General features: G+C 58.8%; 12 protein-coding genes and 1 pseudogene. 2 read left to right on the top strand and 11 right to left on the bottom strand.

Annotated elements, in window-relative coordinates; genetic code table 11:
* Positions 1-324: 324 nt before the first annotated feature.
* The 3 genes and pseudogenes from B2M20_RS10225 to B2M20_RS10235 all read right to left on the bottom strand — a co-directional run.
* The gene (locus B2M20_RS10225) at positions 325-1044 is read right to left on the bottom strand and encodes a hypothetical protein (RefSeq protein ID WP_079446924.1); all 720 of its coding nucleotides are present in this window, start codon (positions 1042-1044) and stop codon (positions 325-327) included.
* A gap of 104 nt (positions 1045-1148) precedes the next feature.
* A complete protein-coding gene (locus B2M20_RS10230) occupies positions 1149-1547 on the bottom strand; it encodes a hypothetical protein (protein WP_139372879.1) in 399 nt (132 codons plus the stop codon).
* Between the two features lie 410 nt (positions 1548-1957).
* Positions 1958-2578, bottom strand: a pseudogene (locus tag B2M20_RS10235) (IS1 family transposase); the annotation flags it as partial.
* 129 nt (positions 2579-2707) lie between these two features.
* Here B2M20_RS10235 and B2M20_RS18750 point away from each other — a divergent pair.
* A complete protein-coding gene (locus B2M20_RS18750; protein ID WP_087881153.1) occupies positions 2708-2899 on the top strand; it encodes a plasmid mobilization protein in 192 nt (63 codons plus the stop codon).
* Complete coding sequence (locus B2M20_RS10245) at positions 2892-4574, top strand: DUF262 domain-containing protein (RefSeq protein ID WP_079446928.1); 1683 nt, start codon at positions 2892-2894, stop codon at positions 4572-4574. Before B2M20_RS18750 ends, B2M20_RS10245 begins: the two co-directional genes overlap by 8 nt.
* Positions 4575-5224: 650 nt before the next feature.
* Here the strand turns inward: B2M20_RS10245 and B2M20_RS10255 are convergent.
* The 8 genes from B2M20_RS10255 to hsdR all read right to left on the bottom strand — a co-directional run bounded on the left by B2M20_RS10255 (position 5225) and on the right by hsdR (position 15367).
* Positions 5225-5485, bottom strand: a complete 261-nt coding sequence (locus B2M20_RS10255; protein ID WP_079446930.1) for a helix-turn-helix domain-containing protein — start codon at positions 5483-5485, stop codon at positions 5225-5227.
* Between the two features lie 556 nt (positions 5486-6041).
* A complete protein-coding gene (locus B2M20_RS10260) occupies positions 6042-7670 on the bottom strand; it encodes a recombinase family protein (RefSeq protein ID WP_173815975.1) in 1629 nt (542 codons plus the stop codon).
* Between the two features lie 45 nt (positions 7671-7715).
* A complete protein-coding gene (locus B2M20_RS10265) occupies positions 7716-8165 on the bottom strand; it encodes a hypothetical protein (RefSeq protein WP_079446931.1) in 450 nt (149 codons plus the stop codon).
* A complete protein-coding gene (locus B2M20_RS10270) occupies positions 8162-8500 on the bottom strand; it encodes a hypothetical protein (RefSeq protein ID WP_201789016.1) in 339 nt (112 codons plus the stop codon). Before B2M20_RS10270 ends, B2M20_RS10265 begins: the two co-directional genes overlap by 4 nt.
* A 2-nt stretch (positions 8501-8502) precedes the next feature.
* Positions 8503-9765 carry a Mic19 family protein gene (locus tag B2M20_RS10275; protein WP_079446932.1) on the bottom strand — a complete coding sequence of 421 codons (1263 nt, stop codon included), beginning with the start codon at positions 9763-9765 and terminating at the stop codon, positions 8503-8505.
* Complete coding sequence (locus B2M20_RS10280; protein WP_079446933.1) at positions 9762-11471, bottom strand: restriction endonuclease subunit S; 1710 nt, start codon at positions 11469-11471, stop codon at positions 9762-9764. The genes B2M20_RS10275 and B2M20_RS10280 overlap by 4 nt, the downstream gene beginning before the upstream one ends.
* Positions 11468-12925 carry a type I restriction-modification system subunit M gene (locus tag B2M20_RS10285; protein ID WP_079446934.1) on the bottom strand — a complete coding sequence of 486 codons (1458 nt, stop codon included), beginning with the start codon at positions 12923-12925 and terminating at the stop codon, positions 11468-11470. Before B2M20_RS10285 ends, B2M20_RS10280 begins: the two co-directional genes overlap by 4 nt.
* Before the next feature lie 3 nt (positions 12926-12928).
* Positions 12929-15367, bottom strand: coding sequence for an EcoAI/FtnUII family type I restriction enzme subunit R (gene hsdR / locus B2M20_RS10290; protein WP_079446935.1), 2439 nt, complete (start codon positions 15365-15367; stop codon positions 12929-12931).
* Positions 15368-15419: the final 52 nt, after the last annotated feature.

Genomic DNA, 15419 nt, shown 5'->3' on the forward strand with positions numbered 1-15419 from the left:
TGAGCATCGTTAGAAGCGGCCCTTGTCCAGCCGCGAGGGCGATGTCCTAATTTCTGCGCTCTCATGGAGGCCGGGCTGTCTAAGCATCCCACCTCACGACGGTAAGCAGAACTGCACTGCCGAGATCACAACGCCCGAGTTCGGGTGCGGCCTGGGAGGCACCAGAAAAGAACCAGCTATCTGCATTTTGAACGGCATCAATGAAAGTCGGGGAACCGTGGAGTTGCACGTTCCTGGACCTAGATCTTCGAGTCGCGATTGGCGATGACGATCTCAGAATGGCGAAACGCAACGTGGCTCTTGAGATTGAGAAGTCACGTCGCGTCACTCTTCATCATCATAGTCCTCGTAAGCTTCACGTGAAATCGTGTGAATGCGCGGTGCGCGCGGGCGATCGTCATCGTCCTGGACGGGGTGCGTAACCACCGCGGCGCGCGTAACCGGCTCGCCAGTGGTTACGCCGGTTACGCTCTGCGGCTGCTGCGGACGGACCATGCTCGACTCGGTGTGATCGATAACCTTGGGCTCTGGAAGGCGCGGGCGAATGGCGTGTCCGGAAATTTGCTCGGCGAGCAATCGAAGCGGACTGTCGGTAGCCTCGTTTTGCTCGATCTTCTGCTTGTGCTTCCAGCGATCCGGCGCGCGGTTCGTCAGCCAAAACTCTCCGGCGCGAGGATCGGGCGGCACGTGTTCGAGGTACGGCGCATAGACCGGCTTGCTCGCGCCGGCCGGCAGGAAGATCTTGGTACTTTCGTGCGTGTAACCAACGGCACGCTCGAACATGCTACGCTCGACACGATCGGTCGCTGATTCAAGACCTAGCCGACACGACTCGAAAAATTCGGAATGGCTGGTCTTCCAAAGCCATATCGTGCTGATCGCAACATTGAACGCGGCGGCGAGCTCGGCAATCGTCGCGCCCTTGGCGCACAGCACTTTTGCGGCTTTCGGGTGGATGTCGGGATTGTAGCGCGGTGGGCGGCCGGGATTGTCCGCTCGTCTGTCGCGCTTGGAATTTTCTAGAGCGGGCCGCTTCTTCGCCATGCATTATGCGTAACTAGTTCGCGGCGGGATCACAAGATGACTAGTCACGATTGGTTACAAATCGAGCCTAATTGAAGGATGCCTTGTGCGTAACTATAACCACCTCAATCAACGGTGAGGTTATGCGAGACTATTCGCCCCTCCATCACCCCTTGCCGCGGCATGGAGGCAAGCCAGTGTTGCGCGCTGGTGCACTCACAGTTCGGGTCGGTCGGCGGCATGAACGACGATTCCTGATCCCCATTTGCAGTCACCATGAGAGTTTCTGGTTGACGAATTGCGACCCGCGGGAGCGGCGCCGCTTGGCGCAACCTCCTCCGCAACGGCCTTTCAAAAAACTGGACGCTGTTTGCTGACGTCCCGCGCTTCCTCCGCGCGGCAGCCGACGTTGCAGCGATAATGATTTCGCTGAACCATCCGTCCGCGAGCCACGTCTGGACCCGCATGGCCGCACCGCACCAGCCGGGCGGCACGAAGCGAAGATCGTGGCCGGCGATCACCATGAGCTCATCGGCCAGCTTGATCGCTTGATCGCTAACGAGCGGCTCGCCGTCACGCCTACCGTCACGCTTGGCGTCACGGTACCTCTTGGTTCGCGCCGCGGCGGTGGGGTCAGACTTATCGGTTTTATATTGCCGGGTGTCCCAATTGTGCGGGCGGAACGAGCCCCCCGTCGTTGTCAATCAACCCAGCCTTAACGAGACTAGTTATCCACTCCGCCACCTTGGACGGTTTCATTCGTAACCGCGCGGCAATGTCGTCTGTAGGAGGCAGCACGCCGCCATTTGCAGATGCTACACACTGAAGCGTGTACCAAGCACGATGCATCGCATCTGACAGCTTTAGGAGCTTCGGATGGTCAATCGAGCTATTGTATGCTCTCCACCAATGCTCTGCCATCAGGCGTCCCCTCCTCAACCTTCTTTGAGAAGCCGTTGGTCAAGCGAGTGAAGCGGCGCATATGAATCGCATCGTAAGGTTCTGGCGCTCGACGTAGCTGGTCGAGACGAAATCGATGTCCGGGTTGCCCTCGCGGCGGATTTTCTTGCTCCCGGTCCATTCGGCGGGGCTGTAGCGGCCCGGTGAGCCAAGCGTGGGGCCGTACTCTTCACAAGCTGCACATAGTCCACATCGCAGCCGAACGCGCCTTCCACAGGCTTCAAGATAGGCGCGGTGGCCGTCGCTGGTAAGCTGGACCCGGTTGGCGAGACGCGCCGCCAGATCGTCCATAAACCACATCGCATATTCGGCATCGCGACCGCCAACGAGATAGGAGACGATCAGCTTGCTATCGGCGTCCAGCGCGGTCCACGTCCATGTATCGCCAGCGCCTTCTGGGGCTTCCTTCGCCGTCGCGACGTTCCTTTGCTTGGCGTAGGTGAAACTCCAAATCTCATCGACCTGAATGCGACCGGCCTTCACGTTGCGGACATTGGCGGCGTGATAGGCGGCGCACGCCTTGCCAGCGTCAACGAGCAGCTTCGCCGCCGTGTTCTTGCTCGCTCCGCTCAAGGGGTGTCGCGCGAATGCTCATGCCCTCACAGAGAAGGTGAAGGATGCGGGCGCGATCTTCCTTGTTCCCGGGGCCAGTTATATATCTATTAGATATACGGTAAAGGTCTTTCCTTCAAATTACATATCGAATGTATATCTATGGGGAGTGATGAAGAGTGAATCGATTTTGCTGCGGCTCACCGCAGATGAGAAACTGGGCTTCGAGCAGGCCGCAGAATTGGCGGGGCTAACCACCTCAGCATGGATAAGGGAGCGGTTGCGGCTAGCTGCTATCCGCGACCTCGAAACGGCTGGGCTACGCGCACCATTTATCAAACCGCTGGGGCAAGCCGATGGCTAGTGACGATAGCACGATAGAAATTGAACAGGTCGGGATCGGCGATGTTCTAAAAAGGCATCGCCTTCGCGTCCCACCAAACCAGCGTGAATACGCATGGGGAGAGTCCCAGGTGCTAAACCTGTTGGAAGACATCACCCTTGCGATTTCAACTGATGAGCCGCAGCACTTTCTTGGCTCACTGGTGACGATCAAGCGCCCTCATAATGTGCTTGAGGTAGCCGATGGGCAGCAGCGCCTAGCTACAACCGCGTTGATCCTGTCCGCCATGCGAAATATTGTCGGGGGCCAACACCCTAATTTGACCAAGCTTATCGATGGGTTTCTCTCATCAATCGATACGAGTACGCTCGAAGAGCGACCGAATATATCCCTCAATACCGCCGATACATCCGTATTTCACAGCCTCATTGTAACTGGTCAGGTGGGTGAGGGTTATATAAAAAACCGTGTGTCCCACCAACTGCTCAAACAGGCATATGAATTAGCTAAGTCACACCTTAATAAGGTAATAGCTCCTTTGCCGTCACAAGAGAAATGGACGGCTTTTCAGGGGTGGATAAATTACTTTCAATATAAGACGAAAGCTATTCTTCTTATCGTTTCGAATGAAGCGAACTCATTCAGAATGTTTGAGACTCTTAACGATCGTGGATTGAAGGTTTCGCAGTCTGATTTGATAAAAAACTATGTGTTTGGGCAGTCCGGTCCTCGAATTGATACCGCCCAACAGTCATGGTCTTCCATGAAAGGCGCTCTGGAGGCGCTCGACGAAGAAGACATAATGATGAATTTCATTCGTCATTCTCTTATAGTAACCAATGGCTTTCTTCAGCAGAAGAACATTTACGACAAGATTCAAAGCACTACCAGAGGACAGCAATCAAGTATTGCTTTGCTTTCTACATGGGAATCGCTGGCGAACGACTATGTAGCGCTATCCAACCCGGAAAGTTCTGTTTGGAGCGGATTCCCAAGCAAAATACGCGACAACATCAAAGTTTTGAATTTGTTTGATATCGCGCCGTTGAAGCCATTGCTTTTGGCGGCAGCGAAAAAGATGCCAAAGAATGAGGCCGCTCTGACCTTCGAGAAGGTTGTGGCCATTGGTGTCCGGCTGATCATTGCATCACGCACCACAACTCAGTCGGTTGAGAAGCCATTAGGCGACATTGCGCTGAAAATCTGGAAAGAGGAAATCAAGGATAGTAAGGGCGTCGTTGTCGCGCTCGCGCCATCCATACCTAACGACCAGCAATTTAAAGAAGCGTTCGAAAGCGCAACGGTATCGAACGCGCAATTCGCTCGATATTATCTGCGCTCTCTAGAGCGCGTAGCGAAGGAAGAGCCAGAACCTTGGCTAATCCCGAACGACGATGCCAACATTATTACCTTGGAACACGTCTGCCCTCAAAAGCCGGAAGCAAACTGGCCATCGTGGACTGCTGATGACGTTAAGGCTTACGTGAAGCGAATTGGGAACATGGTTCTGCTCACCGCGCAAGCAAACTCGACGTTGAAAAGCTCGTCGTTCGCGGACAAGCAAACTCAATTAAGCCAATCGCCGTATGAAACAACTTCGATGGTCGGCGAAAATTCGCGCTGGCTTCCGGAGGACGTGGTTGCGCGCCAGAAGCGTCTTGCCGATCTTGCGTTAAAGGCGTGGCCGCTTCGTTAGACCTGGCCTGATCAATGATCAGCTTCGCAAGCTAATTCGGATCGCGCGGGCGTTTGGGCGTCTTGGTCATATTTCCTATATGGCATCCGAGCGGCTGGCATTCCAGTACGGTGGGTGAGGCCGGAAGTATCATGGCTGCTGGTATCAATAAGGGAATATCTACGCGGGAGTGCCGGAGCTTCAATTTTCCGTCATCGATCTGCCGACGTATGGCGTCTGGCTGCTACTAAAAACAAAATCACGTCGGGGATCGTCAACTCGTTCGTCTTCGTTTCGAAGCTACCTGCTCCGGTCTGCTCCGGTCCATGACCGTTGGTGAGGCGGTGGTTGGGCATAGCTTCGCCTTCGGCGGCGAAACCATGACCGTCGGAGCCGGCGTATGGCTCGGTCACAGGCAGATCGACGCAACCCTTATGGGAAGGCCGGGGTCAGGCGGTCGGCCTTTACACGCGCTTGCTCTGGCGCAGAAACACCCTTCGCCGATCTGCCAGCTTGGGGATTATCCGTGAGTCGGCGCAAGCCGTTGCTCACTCCTGGGAACTTCTTCCCTTTTTTTGGATGCCCTTCCAAATCTTCCCCCCGGTCATGTTCCCAGGGTTCGGCCCAACGGCGGGCTGGCTATGTCTCTATGATGATGGAGTCGAGTGCCGTCAGCCGCAGCCGAGGTCGAGCAGATCAGCAAGATCGCGCGCACGGATGAGTCGCCGCGCGCCGATTTTCACCGAAGGCAGCACACCGCTGTTGAGCAGCTCGTAGATTTTCGAGCGCGAAATACCAGAGACGAGCGCGGCGTCCGCAATTCCGTACGCGAGGCGTTCGAGACTGCTCGAGATTTGAACGGGAATTGTTGGTTGTTTATCCGCCGAGCAAGAGGTTGGCTCGGCCGAAGAATGAGCCTGGGTGACGCGCATAGATGACCCTTTCGGGTTGCCAGCGCGTCCTACGCAGGAGAAAAAATCGAAATGCCGTGTTTTACGACAATATTTTTAGTAGAGCAGCTTGGGTGCATCGTCCAGAATAGCCCGCCTTCTATTCTGCTCGCGTCCGAGACTATCCACAGCTTCTAGAGCCTATGGCTCGTAACGTTTCGACAGCACGTAGATCTCGGAGAGGAAGATTCCGCTGCTGAATCGCTGATGTTGAGCAGCAGCCCAAGTCGGCCGAAAGGCTGTTGGCGTGCGTAAGCGAGACAAAGCACTCGAATTGTCGCTGACTGATCCAAATCGGGAGCGGGCTGTGCCAGCCAAGTTAGTAGCTCGTCGGGCTCCACCGAGATGTGCATGAACTGTCCCTGCTTTACGAGCAGGCTGCCGCACGCAGCGATGGAACGCCTCCCGCGCCAACTACGCGGTTCTTGAAACGCTGCGATGAGGACAGGAAGCGTTAACGGCGGCTGCGCGACCGTCTTTTAGCGTCAAGCCGTCCCCAGCTCAAACAGTCGTTGGTAGCTTTGTTGGTATCCAGATCTCAACTATCGGATTTCTGACGTTTTTCCAAATAGATCGAGGCGTAGTATGACTCCAGCCCGGGGAGCCAAATCTCAGTTTTCGCCGATATGGCTCCCTCGCCCGCCTCGATGCGGGCGGCGGCGGTTGTTGTTTCCGCAAGCATGTCAAAGGGCTCGCGGAAGGTGGCGACCACTTCGCCATCCTCCCAAGTGCAGTTCGATAGCACGAAGTTCAGCAGGCGGCGTTTTTCGCGCGGTTGCTGCTTTTCAAACAGCCTTTGAGCGTTGCGGGCGAGGTCCAGAAGCGCAACGCCTTCGGAAAGATAGGATTTGTCGGCGTTTTGATGCCGTTCGATCTCGCGCTGGCAGCGGTTCTGCTCTTCGCGCCACTGGTTCGACATTTTTTCGAAGAACGCGGTGTCCACCAGCCCGTCGAGCTTATCGACGTACATCGCGTGAATGCGATCGTTCAGCCGCTTGTGTTCGGCCTGATGGCGCTTGACCGCCTCCTCGTGCTCTCGGCGCTCGTCGGCATGGCTGGCGTGCAGCGCATCGCGCACCCATTCCAGAACCTCGTCATCGAAGCGAAGCCGCCCGAGCAGTTCGGTAAACTGCGCTTCGAGCGCTTCCTCGCGCACATGCTTGCGGCGGCAGGATGCCGGGTTGCCCTGGCACTTATCCGCGTAGCCGGTGCAGTGATAATAGACGTAGCGCTGCTTCTTGATCTCGCCAACCACCGCGCAACCGCAGGCATGACAGGCGATGAGCCCTGAAAAGGCGAAGTCATGTTTGCCGCGCTTGGCCTTGCTTGCGAAGCGGCCGTCGAGCACGCCCTGCACCCGTTCCCATAGCTCGACCGGCACCAGCGCCTCGTGCTTGCCGTGAATGAGCTTGCCGTGCCACTCGAACCAGCCCGTATAGAGCCGGTTGCGCAGGATGGTGTGAACCGTGCTCACCGGCACCTTTGCGCCACTTTTGGGATAGGTGAGGCCCGCCGCATGGGCCTTGCGCGCCGCTTCCTTCAACGAAATGTCGCCGCGCGCATACCAGTCGAACATCTGCGACACGATTGGCGACAATGTCGGATCGACGGCGATGATCTTCTTTCCGTCCGGGCCGGTGATGTTGCGGTAGCCGAGCGGCGTCTTGGTCGGCCAGATGCCTTGCTCGGCCTTTTCCTGCATGCCCTTACGGGCTTCCTCGGACAGGTTGTCGATGTAGTTTTTCGCCATCAGCACCTTGATGCCGTGCATGAACTTTTCCGAGGAACGCGACTCGCGCGACAGCACCACCCCTTCTTTCGGGAAGTGGATTTCCACGTCGAGTTCATCGACCGTCACCCAATCCTTGAGGTTGCGATAGAGCCGGTCGGTCTTCTCGACCAGCATTACGCGGATCGACGGGTGCGCCTTGAGATAGGCGACCATTTCGCCGAATGCGGCGCGGCCCGTCTGCTTGGCGGTTTCAACGTCGATGTATTCCTGCGCCACCGCGAAGCCGTTCGCCGCCGCATATTCCTTGAGCAGCTTCAACTGCGCCGGGATCGAGAAGCCTTCCTTCTCCTGCTCCTTCGACGAGACGCGCGCATAGATCACCGCCTGCTTGCGGGCGGGATCGGCGGCGGGTGCGTGTTTGGCGGCTCTTTTCATGTCGTTTAGTATAACCTAAACAGACTCGAATCGCAAGGCTGGACGTTAGTTCGTCACCAGTATTGCGGTGGTGACTTTCGCCGCCACCTCATCAAGCGTCGCGGACAGACGGTTCACCTGCGAGGCCGTGGCGGTTGTCTCCGGGCCATAACGCATCACGAGATACTCGCGGTTGGTGGCCATCGAGTGAAGGTGAGCAACCGTACGCTGGCGCAGGACGAGCCCTTTTTGAAGTGCGAGATCGGTCCTGGCGGCGAGATTGTGCTGAAGGCCCCGCACTAAGGCGGCATCTTGTCCTTGCTGCAGTAGAAAGGCGTTGAGATACAGCTCGACCGCGTGAATCGCCGCAAACCTGAAGGGTGCCCGCGATAGCGGCTCTCCCTTGCGGCCCAAGCCCAACAGGTGGTGAGCCGCCTTTCGATATTCATCGGCGAGGCGTCTCACTTGGTCGGGCGTCGCCAGCTCGCCTGGGTAGGTCGATGGCCCCGTATTCATGCGGGGTCGGACCTAGCAACTATCAGCGCCAAAGAGGGCGTGAACGCGCGGAAGCGCGCCCAGTTGGGCAATAGCCCATGCGTTTCGAAATAGCGCAGCGGAAAGGAAAAGCCGCGGTCGATGCCGACCAGCGTCGGCACGTCTTCGGCAAGCCGTTCCACCAGCCATTCGGCGATGCCCTTACGGGTCCAGTATTTCCGAGGACTCGGCGGCGGCGGAACTTCTAGCGGAAGCCCATCGCCATCGGCCAAATAGACGCGCAAGCCCTTCAGGCTAGCAGTGGGCGTTTCCGCGCCCGAATAGACGATGCCGATGGTGCGAGCGAAGGCGGCCACCGCTACGCCTTCTTCTCGCCGGCTGCCCGATATTCCTCATAGGCGCGATCCCAATTGACACCCGGGAAGGCAACCTTGATGCACGAAAGGAAATCCGGCTTGTTCAATGTTTCGAACGTCACGTCCTTGTAGGTCTGTTCAAGATCCATTTTCTGGATCAGTTGCTCTGCTTTCGGGAAAACGCGATCAAGCTGGAGGCCGAGCCATCGGCGCGCGTCGTCTTCGGTCGGCTTCTCCGTAAGCAGTTGGCCCGCGAAAGCGTCTGGAGGATTCTCGACGACGCGCGTCACATAATACTTGACGATCTCGTCGCGCGAGGAATCGAGCTTCTCCTGAAGTTTGCTGCGAACCTCGGTTTGGAATTTTTCCAGTTTCGCCCGAAGCTCGCTCAGGCGCTTTTCGAACAGCGGCTTTTGCGCTTTGGAAAGGACGCGGCCGTGATCCTTGCCCAGAGAATGCGTTAAATTCTTCCTGATCGTGTTGAGTTCGTCCTCGATCGGCTTCGAGGAAAGAGCGCTTTCCCGCTCGATCAGGTCGAACGTGGTCTTGAGGCGCGATTGAACGCTTTCATCGGCTCCGAAATTCTGGATGACTTTGGGAATCGCTATGCGATGGCGGTGGATCGCAGCGCCGGTCAATCGAAGTTCGACATACTGAAAGTATGGTTCGAAAACGCGGACCTGACGCGCTACGTCAAACTGAACCGGTGGCGCTTCGGCGAGCTTCGTCTGGATTGCGGCGAACTGAACATCCATCACAACGGTTGAAGGTACTTCGACGGCTTGTTCCCGAATGCGTTCACGCTCGGCGGGCGTTTTCGCCAATACCATTGCGATCGCCTTTGCAGCCGGTGACAGGCGAGCCAGCGCCTCCGTGACTTGATCGCGAGACAGGCGCAGTGCATTCGGCGCTTCGGTAGGGCGCTCGTCGGCTTCGAGGTAGAGAGCGGTCGGCGTGAAGATGAATCCATCGTGATCCACGATGACGAGGCCCGTGCGCAAACCGGGCGTTGAACTGACGGCGATCCCCGCGTCCAGCAGCGTCTTGACGGCGGCAAGGTCGCCGAAACCCATGCGCATCACGCGCTCGTCGAAATCCAGGCAAACCGTGATGAGTTCCGGCCCTATCCGCCGCGCCAGTTCCGCCATGGCTTTCGCGGGTTCCTGCTGGATGCCGGGCGCCGCGTAGCACACCGAATGTTGGGCCTTGCGGATGTCGCGGGCGATGGCGGCGGAATCGAGCGAACGGAAAAGCGCGTCTGTCACTCCGCCGCCTCCAGTTCGCGCGCTTCCACCGACGCCAGCGCCTCGGCGAGCAGCGCGTCGAGCAGGCGGCGGCGGGTGGCGGCGGTGGCGGTGAGGCTCGCCTCCAGCCGGTCGCACAGCGCCATCAGCGCATCGACCTTGGCGACGATGCGGTGCTGTTCGGCGAGTGGTGGGAGGGGAACCACAAACTGGGTCACATCAGTTAAGCGAAAGCTATTTTTGATGCCGCGCTGTGGCTGATTGAATTGCCCTTGTGCGAATGGCGAACGGAACAGTTCGGCGAGATAGCGGCCCTTTATTTCCGTTATCGGCCGAACCATCGCGGTATGCTGATTGATGTAGGCTTCGCCAAATCCCTCCGGTATGAGCCCCAACATTCCAACATCGCCGGTAATAGAAATCAGAATGTCACCTGGCTGCAATCGCGTTCGGGTGCCTTCGCCATCGCTTGGCGCTTTGACGCGCTGAATATGATCGAGCCGAAGGCGATAGTGATCCTTCGACAGGTTTCCCATGCGAACAAAAATCGCACCTTCGGTCGCGTAGTGTTGCGCCCAATCGCGTGAACCACTCGTCACCAGTTGACTCAAGTCTCCCAGGCGAACCCAAGACCAACTGTTCGGAGGGTCAAAAGATTTGTCGTCATCCGATATAGGCGGCCGCGCCTTTTCTTTTCGAATCTCCCCCGCCTTCACCAGCCGCGCCTTCTCCTTCGCGATCCGCTTCAGCAGTTCCGAGGCCGGTTCGTCGTTTTCATCCTGCGTCAACAGCTTGCCGCGCACGGCGAGGTTGAGGATGGTCTGGCGCAGGGCTTTGATCTGGTCGGGGCGCGTGGTGAGCGCCGGCAGCGCGTCGAGGGCAAAGCGGGCGTCGGCATGGAAGGTCTCGGGATCGGGCGCGTTGAGGCGGACGAGGCTCGCCGCCACCAGTCGGTCGCGCACCCCCTCGCGGTTTGCCCGCGCCGCCTCCAGCCGGTCGCACAGGCCCATCAACTCATCGACCTTGGCGACGATGCGGTGTTGTTCGGCGAGCGGCGGGAGGGGAACAGGTATCGTAACCGCTTGCGCCTGATTCAGCTTGGCGCGCGTCGCGCCAACGACGCGCCCAGCGTAGTCAAACACATTGAGGTAGTGAACCAAGAATCGGGGCGACGCGAGAATGCCTTGAAAGACATGGGCGTGATTGTTTACCCACGACTTGCCAGTAATGAGATACGCTTTTGTCCGGAGCTGATCGTGGAACGGCACTCCGTCCTCGCCGAGCAAGATGAACTCGCCGTCAAAGAGGTAGTCGTCGATCCAGCCCTGTTGCTGTGTGGCTCCATAGTAAGGGAAAAGCTCTTTCTGCGACTTGCCCACATTCCGAGCGTCCCGTTCGGTGCCGTTGATAGGGACTCGGCGGTAGTCAAGGCAAATCGTGATTTCCGACAGGCAAGTTACTGACCATCCGGCAGGCGCATCGAAGTCAAGATCGTCGGCGCTGGCGCGCTCAGTGGGTTTCTCGCGCTTGATCTCGCCTGCTTTCACCAGCCGCGCCTTCTCCTTCGCGATCCGCCTCAGCAATTCCGACGCCGGTTCGTCGTTCGGGTCTTGCGGCACCAGCTTGCCGCGCACCGCCAGATCGAGAATGAAGCGGCGCAGCCGCGCGATCGCGTCCGGCGCGTCGGCGATCTTCTCGTAATGCGCCAGCAGGCAATCCGCGTTCATCTTGCCAGCGCCTCGGCGAGGATCGCCTTCAACTGGTCCCGCAAGCCCGCCGTCTCGGCTTCGGCGCGGCCCAAGTCCGCCAGCAGAATCTCCGGGTCGCCGTGATCGTCGGCAACGCTGTGCGGATTCTTGATGTCGAGATTGTAGCCGCGCGCCTTCACCTCCTCGGCCGTGACGCGCCACGCCTGCGGCGACACCTGCCGGCCTTTCCGGTCCTTGCCGCACCACCAGTCGATGCACTCTTGAAAATGCTCCAGCCGGATCGGCCTGGTCATCGAATAGGCTTTCTGGCCTTCCGGCACCCGGTGCTCGTAGAACCAGATGTCCTTGGTGGCTTGGCCCTTCTCGAAGAACAACAGGTTGGTGCCGATCGAGGCATAGGGCTTGAACACCGAATTGGGCAGGCGGACGATGGTGTGGAGGTTGCACGCCTCCATCAGATGTTCCTTGAGCCGCGTCTTGACGCCCTCGCCGAACAGCGTGCCGTCGGGCAGCACCACGGCGGCGCGGCCGTCCTGTTTCAAGAGGCGCACGATCAGGGCGAGGAACAGGTCGGCGGTTTCCTTGGTGCGGAAAGTCGGGAAATTATTCTCGATGCCGTCTTCTTCCTTTCCGCCGAACGGCGGATTGGTGACGATGATGTCAACTCGCTCATCCTTCGTCCAACTAATCAGCGCGCGCCTTAGCGTGTTGTCGTGGCGCACGAAGCTCGGGTCCTCGATGCCGTGCAGCAGCATGTTGGTGACGCAGAGCATGTGCGGCAGCTGCTTCTTCTCCACGGCGCGCAGGGCGCCTTGCATTTTCTCGCGCTGCTTCGGCGTGCGGACATAGCCCTTGGCTTCCATGTGGCGGATGGCACAGGTGAGAAAGCCGCCCGTGCCGCAGGCGGGATCGAACAGGATTTCGCCCGGATGCGGGTCGATGCGATCGACCATGAAGGCGGTGACGGCGCGCGGCGTGTAGTATTCGCCGGCATTGCCGGCCGATTGCAGGTCGTTGAGCAACTGCTCGTAAAACTCGCCGAAGTGCCGCCGCTCGTCGAGATTGTTGAAATCGACCTGATTGATCTTGTTCACCACCTGCCGCAGCAACTGGCCGGACTTCATGTAGTTGTAGGCGTCTTCGAACACGTCGCGCACCACGCGGCGGCGGTCGCCGGGCTTCGCTGAAACCTGCAAGCCCTTCAGCGCCGGAAACAGTTCATCGTTAATGAAATCGAGCAGGGCCTGCCCGGTGATGCCCTCCGGGTCCGCCGCCCAGTTGCGCCACTGGAACTTCTTCGGGAGCGGCGAGCGATAATCGGAATAAGTTTCCTCCAGGTCCTGATCCTGATCGTCGATAATCTTGAGGAAGAACAGCCAGGTGAGCTGGCTGATGCGCTGCGCATCGCCATCGACGCCCACGTCCTGGCGCATGATGTCCTGAATGGATTTGACGGTGGTGCGGACAATCATGGGCTATGCGGCTTCCTGATAAATTGCGTCTTGCATCTCGTGAACGGCCTGCTCGAAAGCCACCCTCCCACCGAACGCTTGAAGAAGCTCGCGCCGAGTGCCGAGGGTATTGAGGGGCGGGATCAGTAGAACGTTCGTATCGTCGAGGTTCAGCATTCCCTCATCGCGATACTTTTCCAGAAGCGCGTCGAGCACGGCGCGGGCCTGCGGGCCATACTTCGTGAACACGTCGCGCTTCTTCACGTTTTCGGCCCGCTCGCGGCGGGTGAGCGGCTTCTTGTCGAAGGCAACGTGGCAGATCAGATCGAAGGGATCGAGACCCTTTCCCAGTTCATCGGCGATGGCGTCGAGCGGCAAGCCCTCGGCTTCCAGTTCCTCGATGATCGCCTGCTTGCGCTCCGCCGATTTCCAGCGCTTGAGGAAATCGTCGAGGCTGGCGAAGCGCTTTTTCAGCGCCGTCTTGGTGAAGTCGCGCAGGGATTCGGTGACGAGCTTGCCGTTCTCGTCGAGATATTCGACGCGCTCGGCGAGGATACGCGCGCCGACGCCATCGACATAAATCTTGCGGATCGGATCGCCGGGCGGCAACGGCAAGCCCGGCTGATCGACCACGGTTTCATCCGCGCCGGGTGTGGGCGGGATCGCGTCGTCGCCGGTGGGCGGCGCGTCATCGGGCGGCGTGATCGGATCGTCGTCGCCGGGCTCGTAAATCTGCACCGGATCGCCGTCGAAATCCGGGTCGGCGAAATGGCTGGTCGCGCCGCGAAAGTCGATCACCGTGAAGAAGAACTTCTTGGTGTCCTCGTGCACGCGGGTGCCGCGTCCGACGATCTGCTTGAACTCGGTCATCGAACCCACCGCGCGGTCGAGCACGATCAGCCGGCAGGTCTGTGCATCGACGCCGGTCGAGAGCAGTCGAGAGGTTGTTACGATGACAGGATAATCATTTTCCGGGTCGAGGAAGTTCGGGAGTTGCTCCTGGCCTTCCTTGTCGCTGCCGGTGATGCGCATGACATAGCGCTGGTTTTCCGCCACCAGATCAGCGTTTTCGTTGATGAGCGCCTGCCGCATCCGCGCCGCGTGCTCCTCATCGACGCAGAACACGATGGTCTTCTGGAAGCGGTCGCCGCTCTCCTTCAGGAACTCGGTGATCTTCTTCGCGGTCAGCACCGTGCGGTCGTCGAGCACGATGTGGCGGTCGAAATCCTTGGCGTTGTAGATGCGGTCCTCGACCTCGTTGCCGTCGCGGTCGAGCTGGCCGAGTTCCGGGCGATAGCCCTCCACGTCGCGGTCGATGTGAACCTTGATGACCTTGTAAGGCGCAAGGAAGCCGTCGCTAATGCCTTGCCGCAAGGAATAGGTGAAGACCGGTTCGCCGAAATAATCGCTGTTGGAGACGTATTCGGTTTCCTTCGGCGTGGCGGTGAGGCCGATCTGCGTTGCACCCGAGAAATGATCGAGGATTTCGCGCCAGGCCGAATCCGCCGCAGCGCTGCCGCGATGGCATTCGTCGATCACGATCAGGTCGAAGAAGCCGGGCGAGAACTCGCGATAGAGCTTCTGCCGATCCTCCGGCCCGGTGATTGCCTGATAGAGCCCGAGATAGATTTCGAAGGCGGTGTCGATGCGGCGCTTGTTGTCGAGCGCCAGCGTCAGATCGATCGTTGTGCCGTCCTGCCGCTCGATGGTTTTGGCGTTGGTCGAGAGCTTCGCCATCGCCGCGCCGAACGGGCGGAAGTCGTTCACCATCGTCTGGTCGATCAGCACATTGCGGTCGGCGAGGAACAGGATGCGCTTCTTGCGGCCCGCCTTCCACAAACGCCAGATGATCTGAAACGCCGTGTAGGTCTTGCCGGTGCCGGTCGCCATGACCAGCAGCACCCGGTCTTGGCCCTTGGCGATGGCCTCGATCGCGGCGTTGACGGCGTTCACCTGATAATAGCGCGGGGCCTTGCCACTGCCGTCATCGAAATAGTCCTGAAGCACGATCTGCTCGGCTTGCGCGTCGAGGCCCTTCCAGGCCCGATAGCGCGCCCACAGATCGGCCGGCGACGGGAATGCGTCGAGCCCGAGGTTGGTTTCGATGGTGGCGCTCCGGCCGGTACGGTCGTGGAACACGAAGCCGTCGCCGTTCGAGGAGAACACAAACGGGATATCCAGCGTCGCGGCATAGTCGAGGCCCTGTTGCATCCCGTCGCCGACCGAATGGGTGTTGTCCTTCGCCTCGATCAGCGCGATCGGGATATTCGGCTTGTAGTAGAGAACGAAGTCGGCCCGCTTTCGCTTGCCGCGATAGGTCATTTTGCCGCGCACGATGATCCGCCCGTTCGTAAACGCATATTCCTCCCGAATCTGCACCATCTCGTCCCAGCCGGCCCGCTTGACGGCCGGCAGGATGAACTTCGTGCAGATATCGCGTTCGGTGAGGCTCCGTTTATCCATCGTCGCGGGCGAATCCTTCAATCGTTCAAGTCAAAATTGAGTATTGGCACGG

Source organism: Nitrobacter vulgaris (assembly GCF_002028545.1).
GTDB lineage: Bacteria > Pseudomonadota > Alphaproteobacteria > Rhizobiales > Xanthobacteraceae > Nitrobacter > Nitrobacter vulgaris.

Coding starts and splice junctions, on each gene's coding strand:
- B2M20_RS10225 (WP_079446924.1), bottom strand. CDS start 1,044: ATGGCGAAGAAGCGGCCCGCTCTAGAAAATTCCAAGCGCGACAGACGA.
- B2M20_RS10230 (WP_139372879.1), bottom strand. CDS start 1,547: ATGGTGATCGCCGGCCACGATCTTCGCTTCGTGCCGCCCGGCTGGTGC.
- B2M20_RS18750 (WP_087881153.1), top strand. CDS start 2,708: ATGAAGAGTGAATCGATTTTGCTGCGGCTCACCGCAGATGAGAAACTG.
- B2M20_RS10245 (WP_079446928.1), top strand. CDS start 2,892: ATGGCTAGTGACGATAGCACGATAGAAATTGAACAGGTCGGGATCGGC.
- B2M20_RS10255 (WP_079446930.1), bottom strand. CDS start 5,485: ATGCGCGTCACCCAGGCTCATTCTTCGGCCGAGCCAACCTCTTGCTCG.
- B2M20_RS10260 (WP_173815975.1), bottom strand. CDS start 7,670: ATGAAAAGAGCCGCCAAACACGCACCCGCCGCCGATCCCGCCCGCAAG.
- B2M20_RS10265 (WP_079446931.1), bottom strand. CDS start 8,165: ATGAATACGGGGCCATCGACCTACCCAGGCGAGCTGGCGACGCCCGAC.
- B2M20_RS10280 (WP_079446933.1), bottom strand. CDS start 11,471: ATGAACGCGGATTGCCTGCTGGCGCATTACGAGAAGATCGCCGACGCG.
- B2M20_RS10285 (WP_079446934.1), bottom strand. CDS start 12,925: ATGATTGTCCGCACCACCGTCAAATCCATTCAGGACATCATGCGCCAG.
- hsdR (WP_079446935.1), bottom strand. CDS start 15,367: ATGGATAAACGGAGCCTCACCGAACGCGATATCTGCACGAAGTTCATC.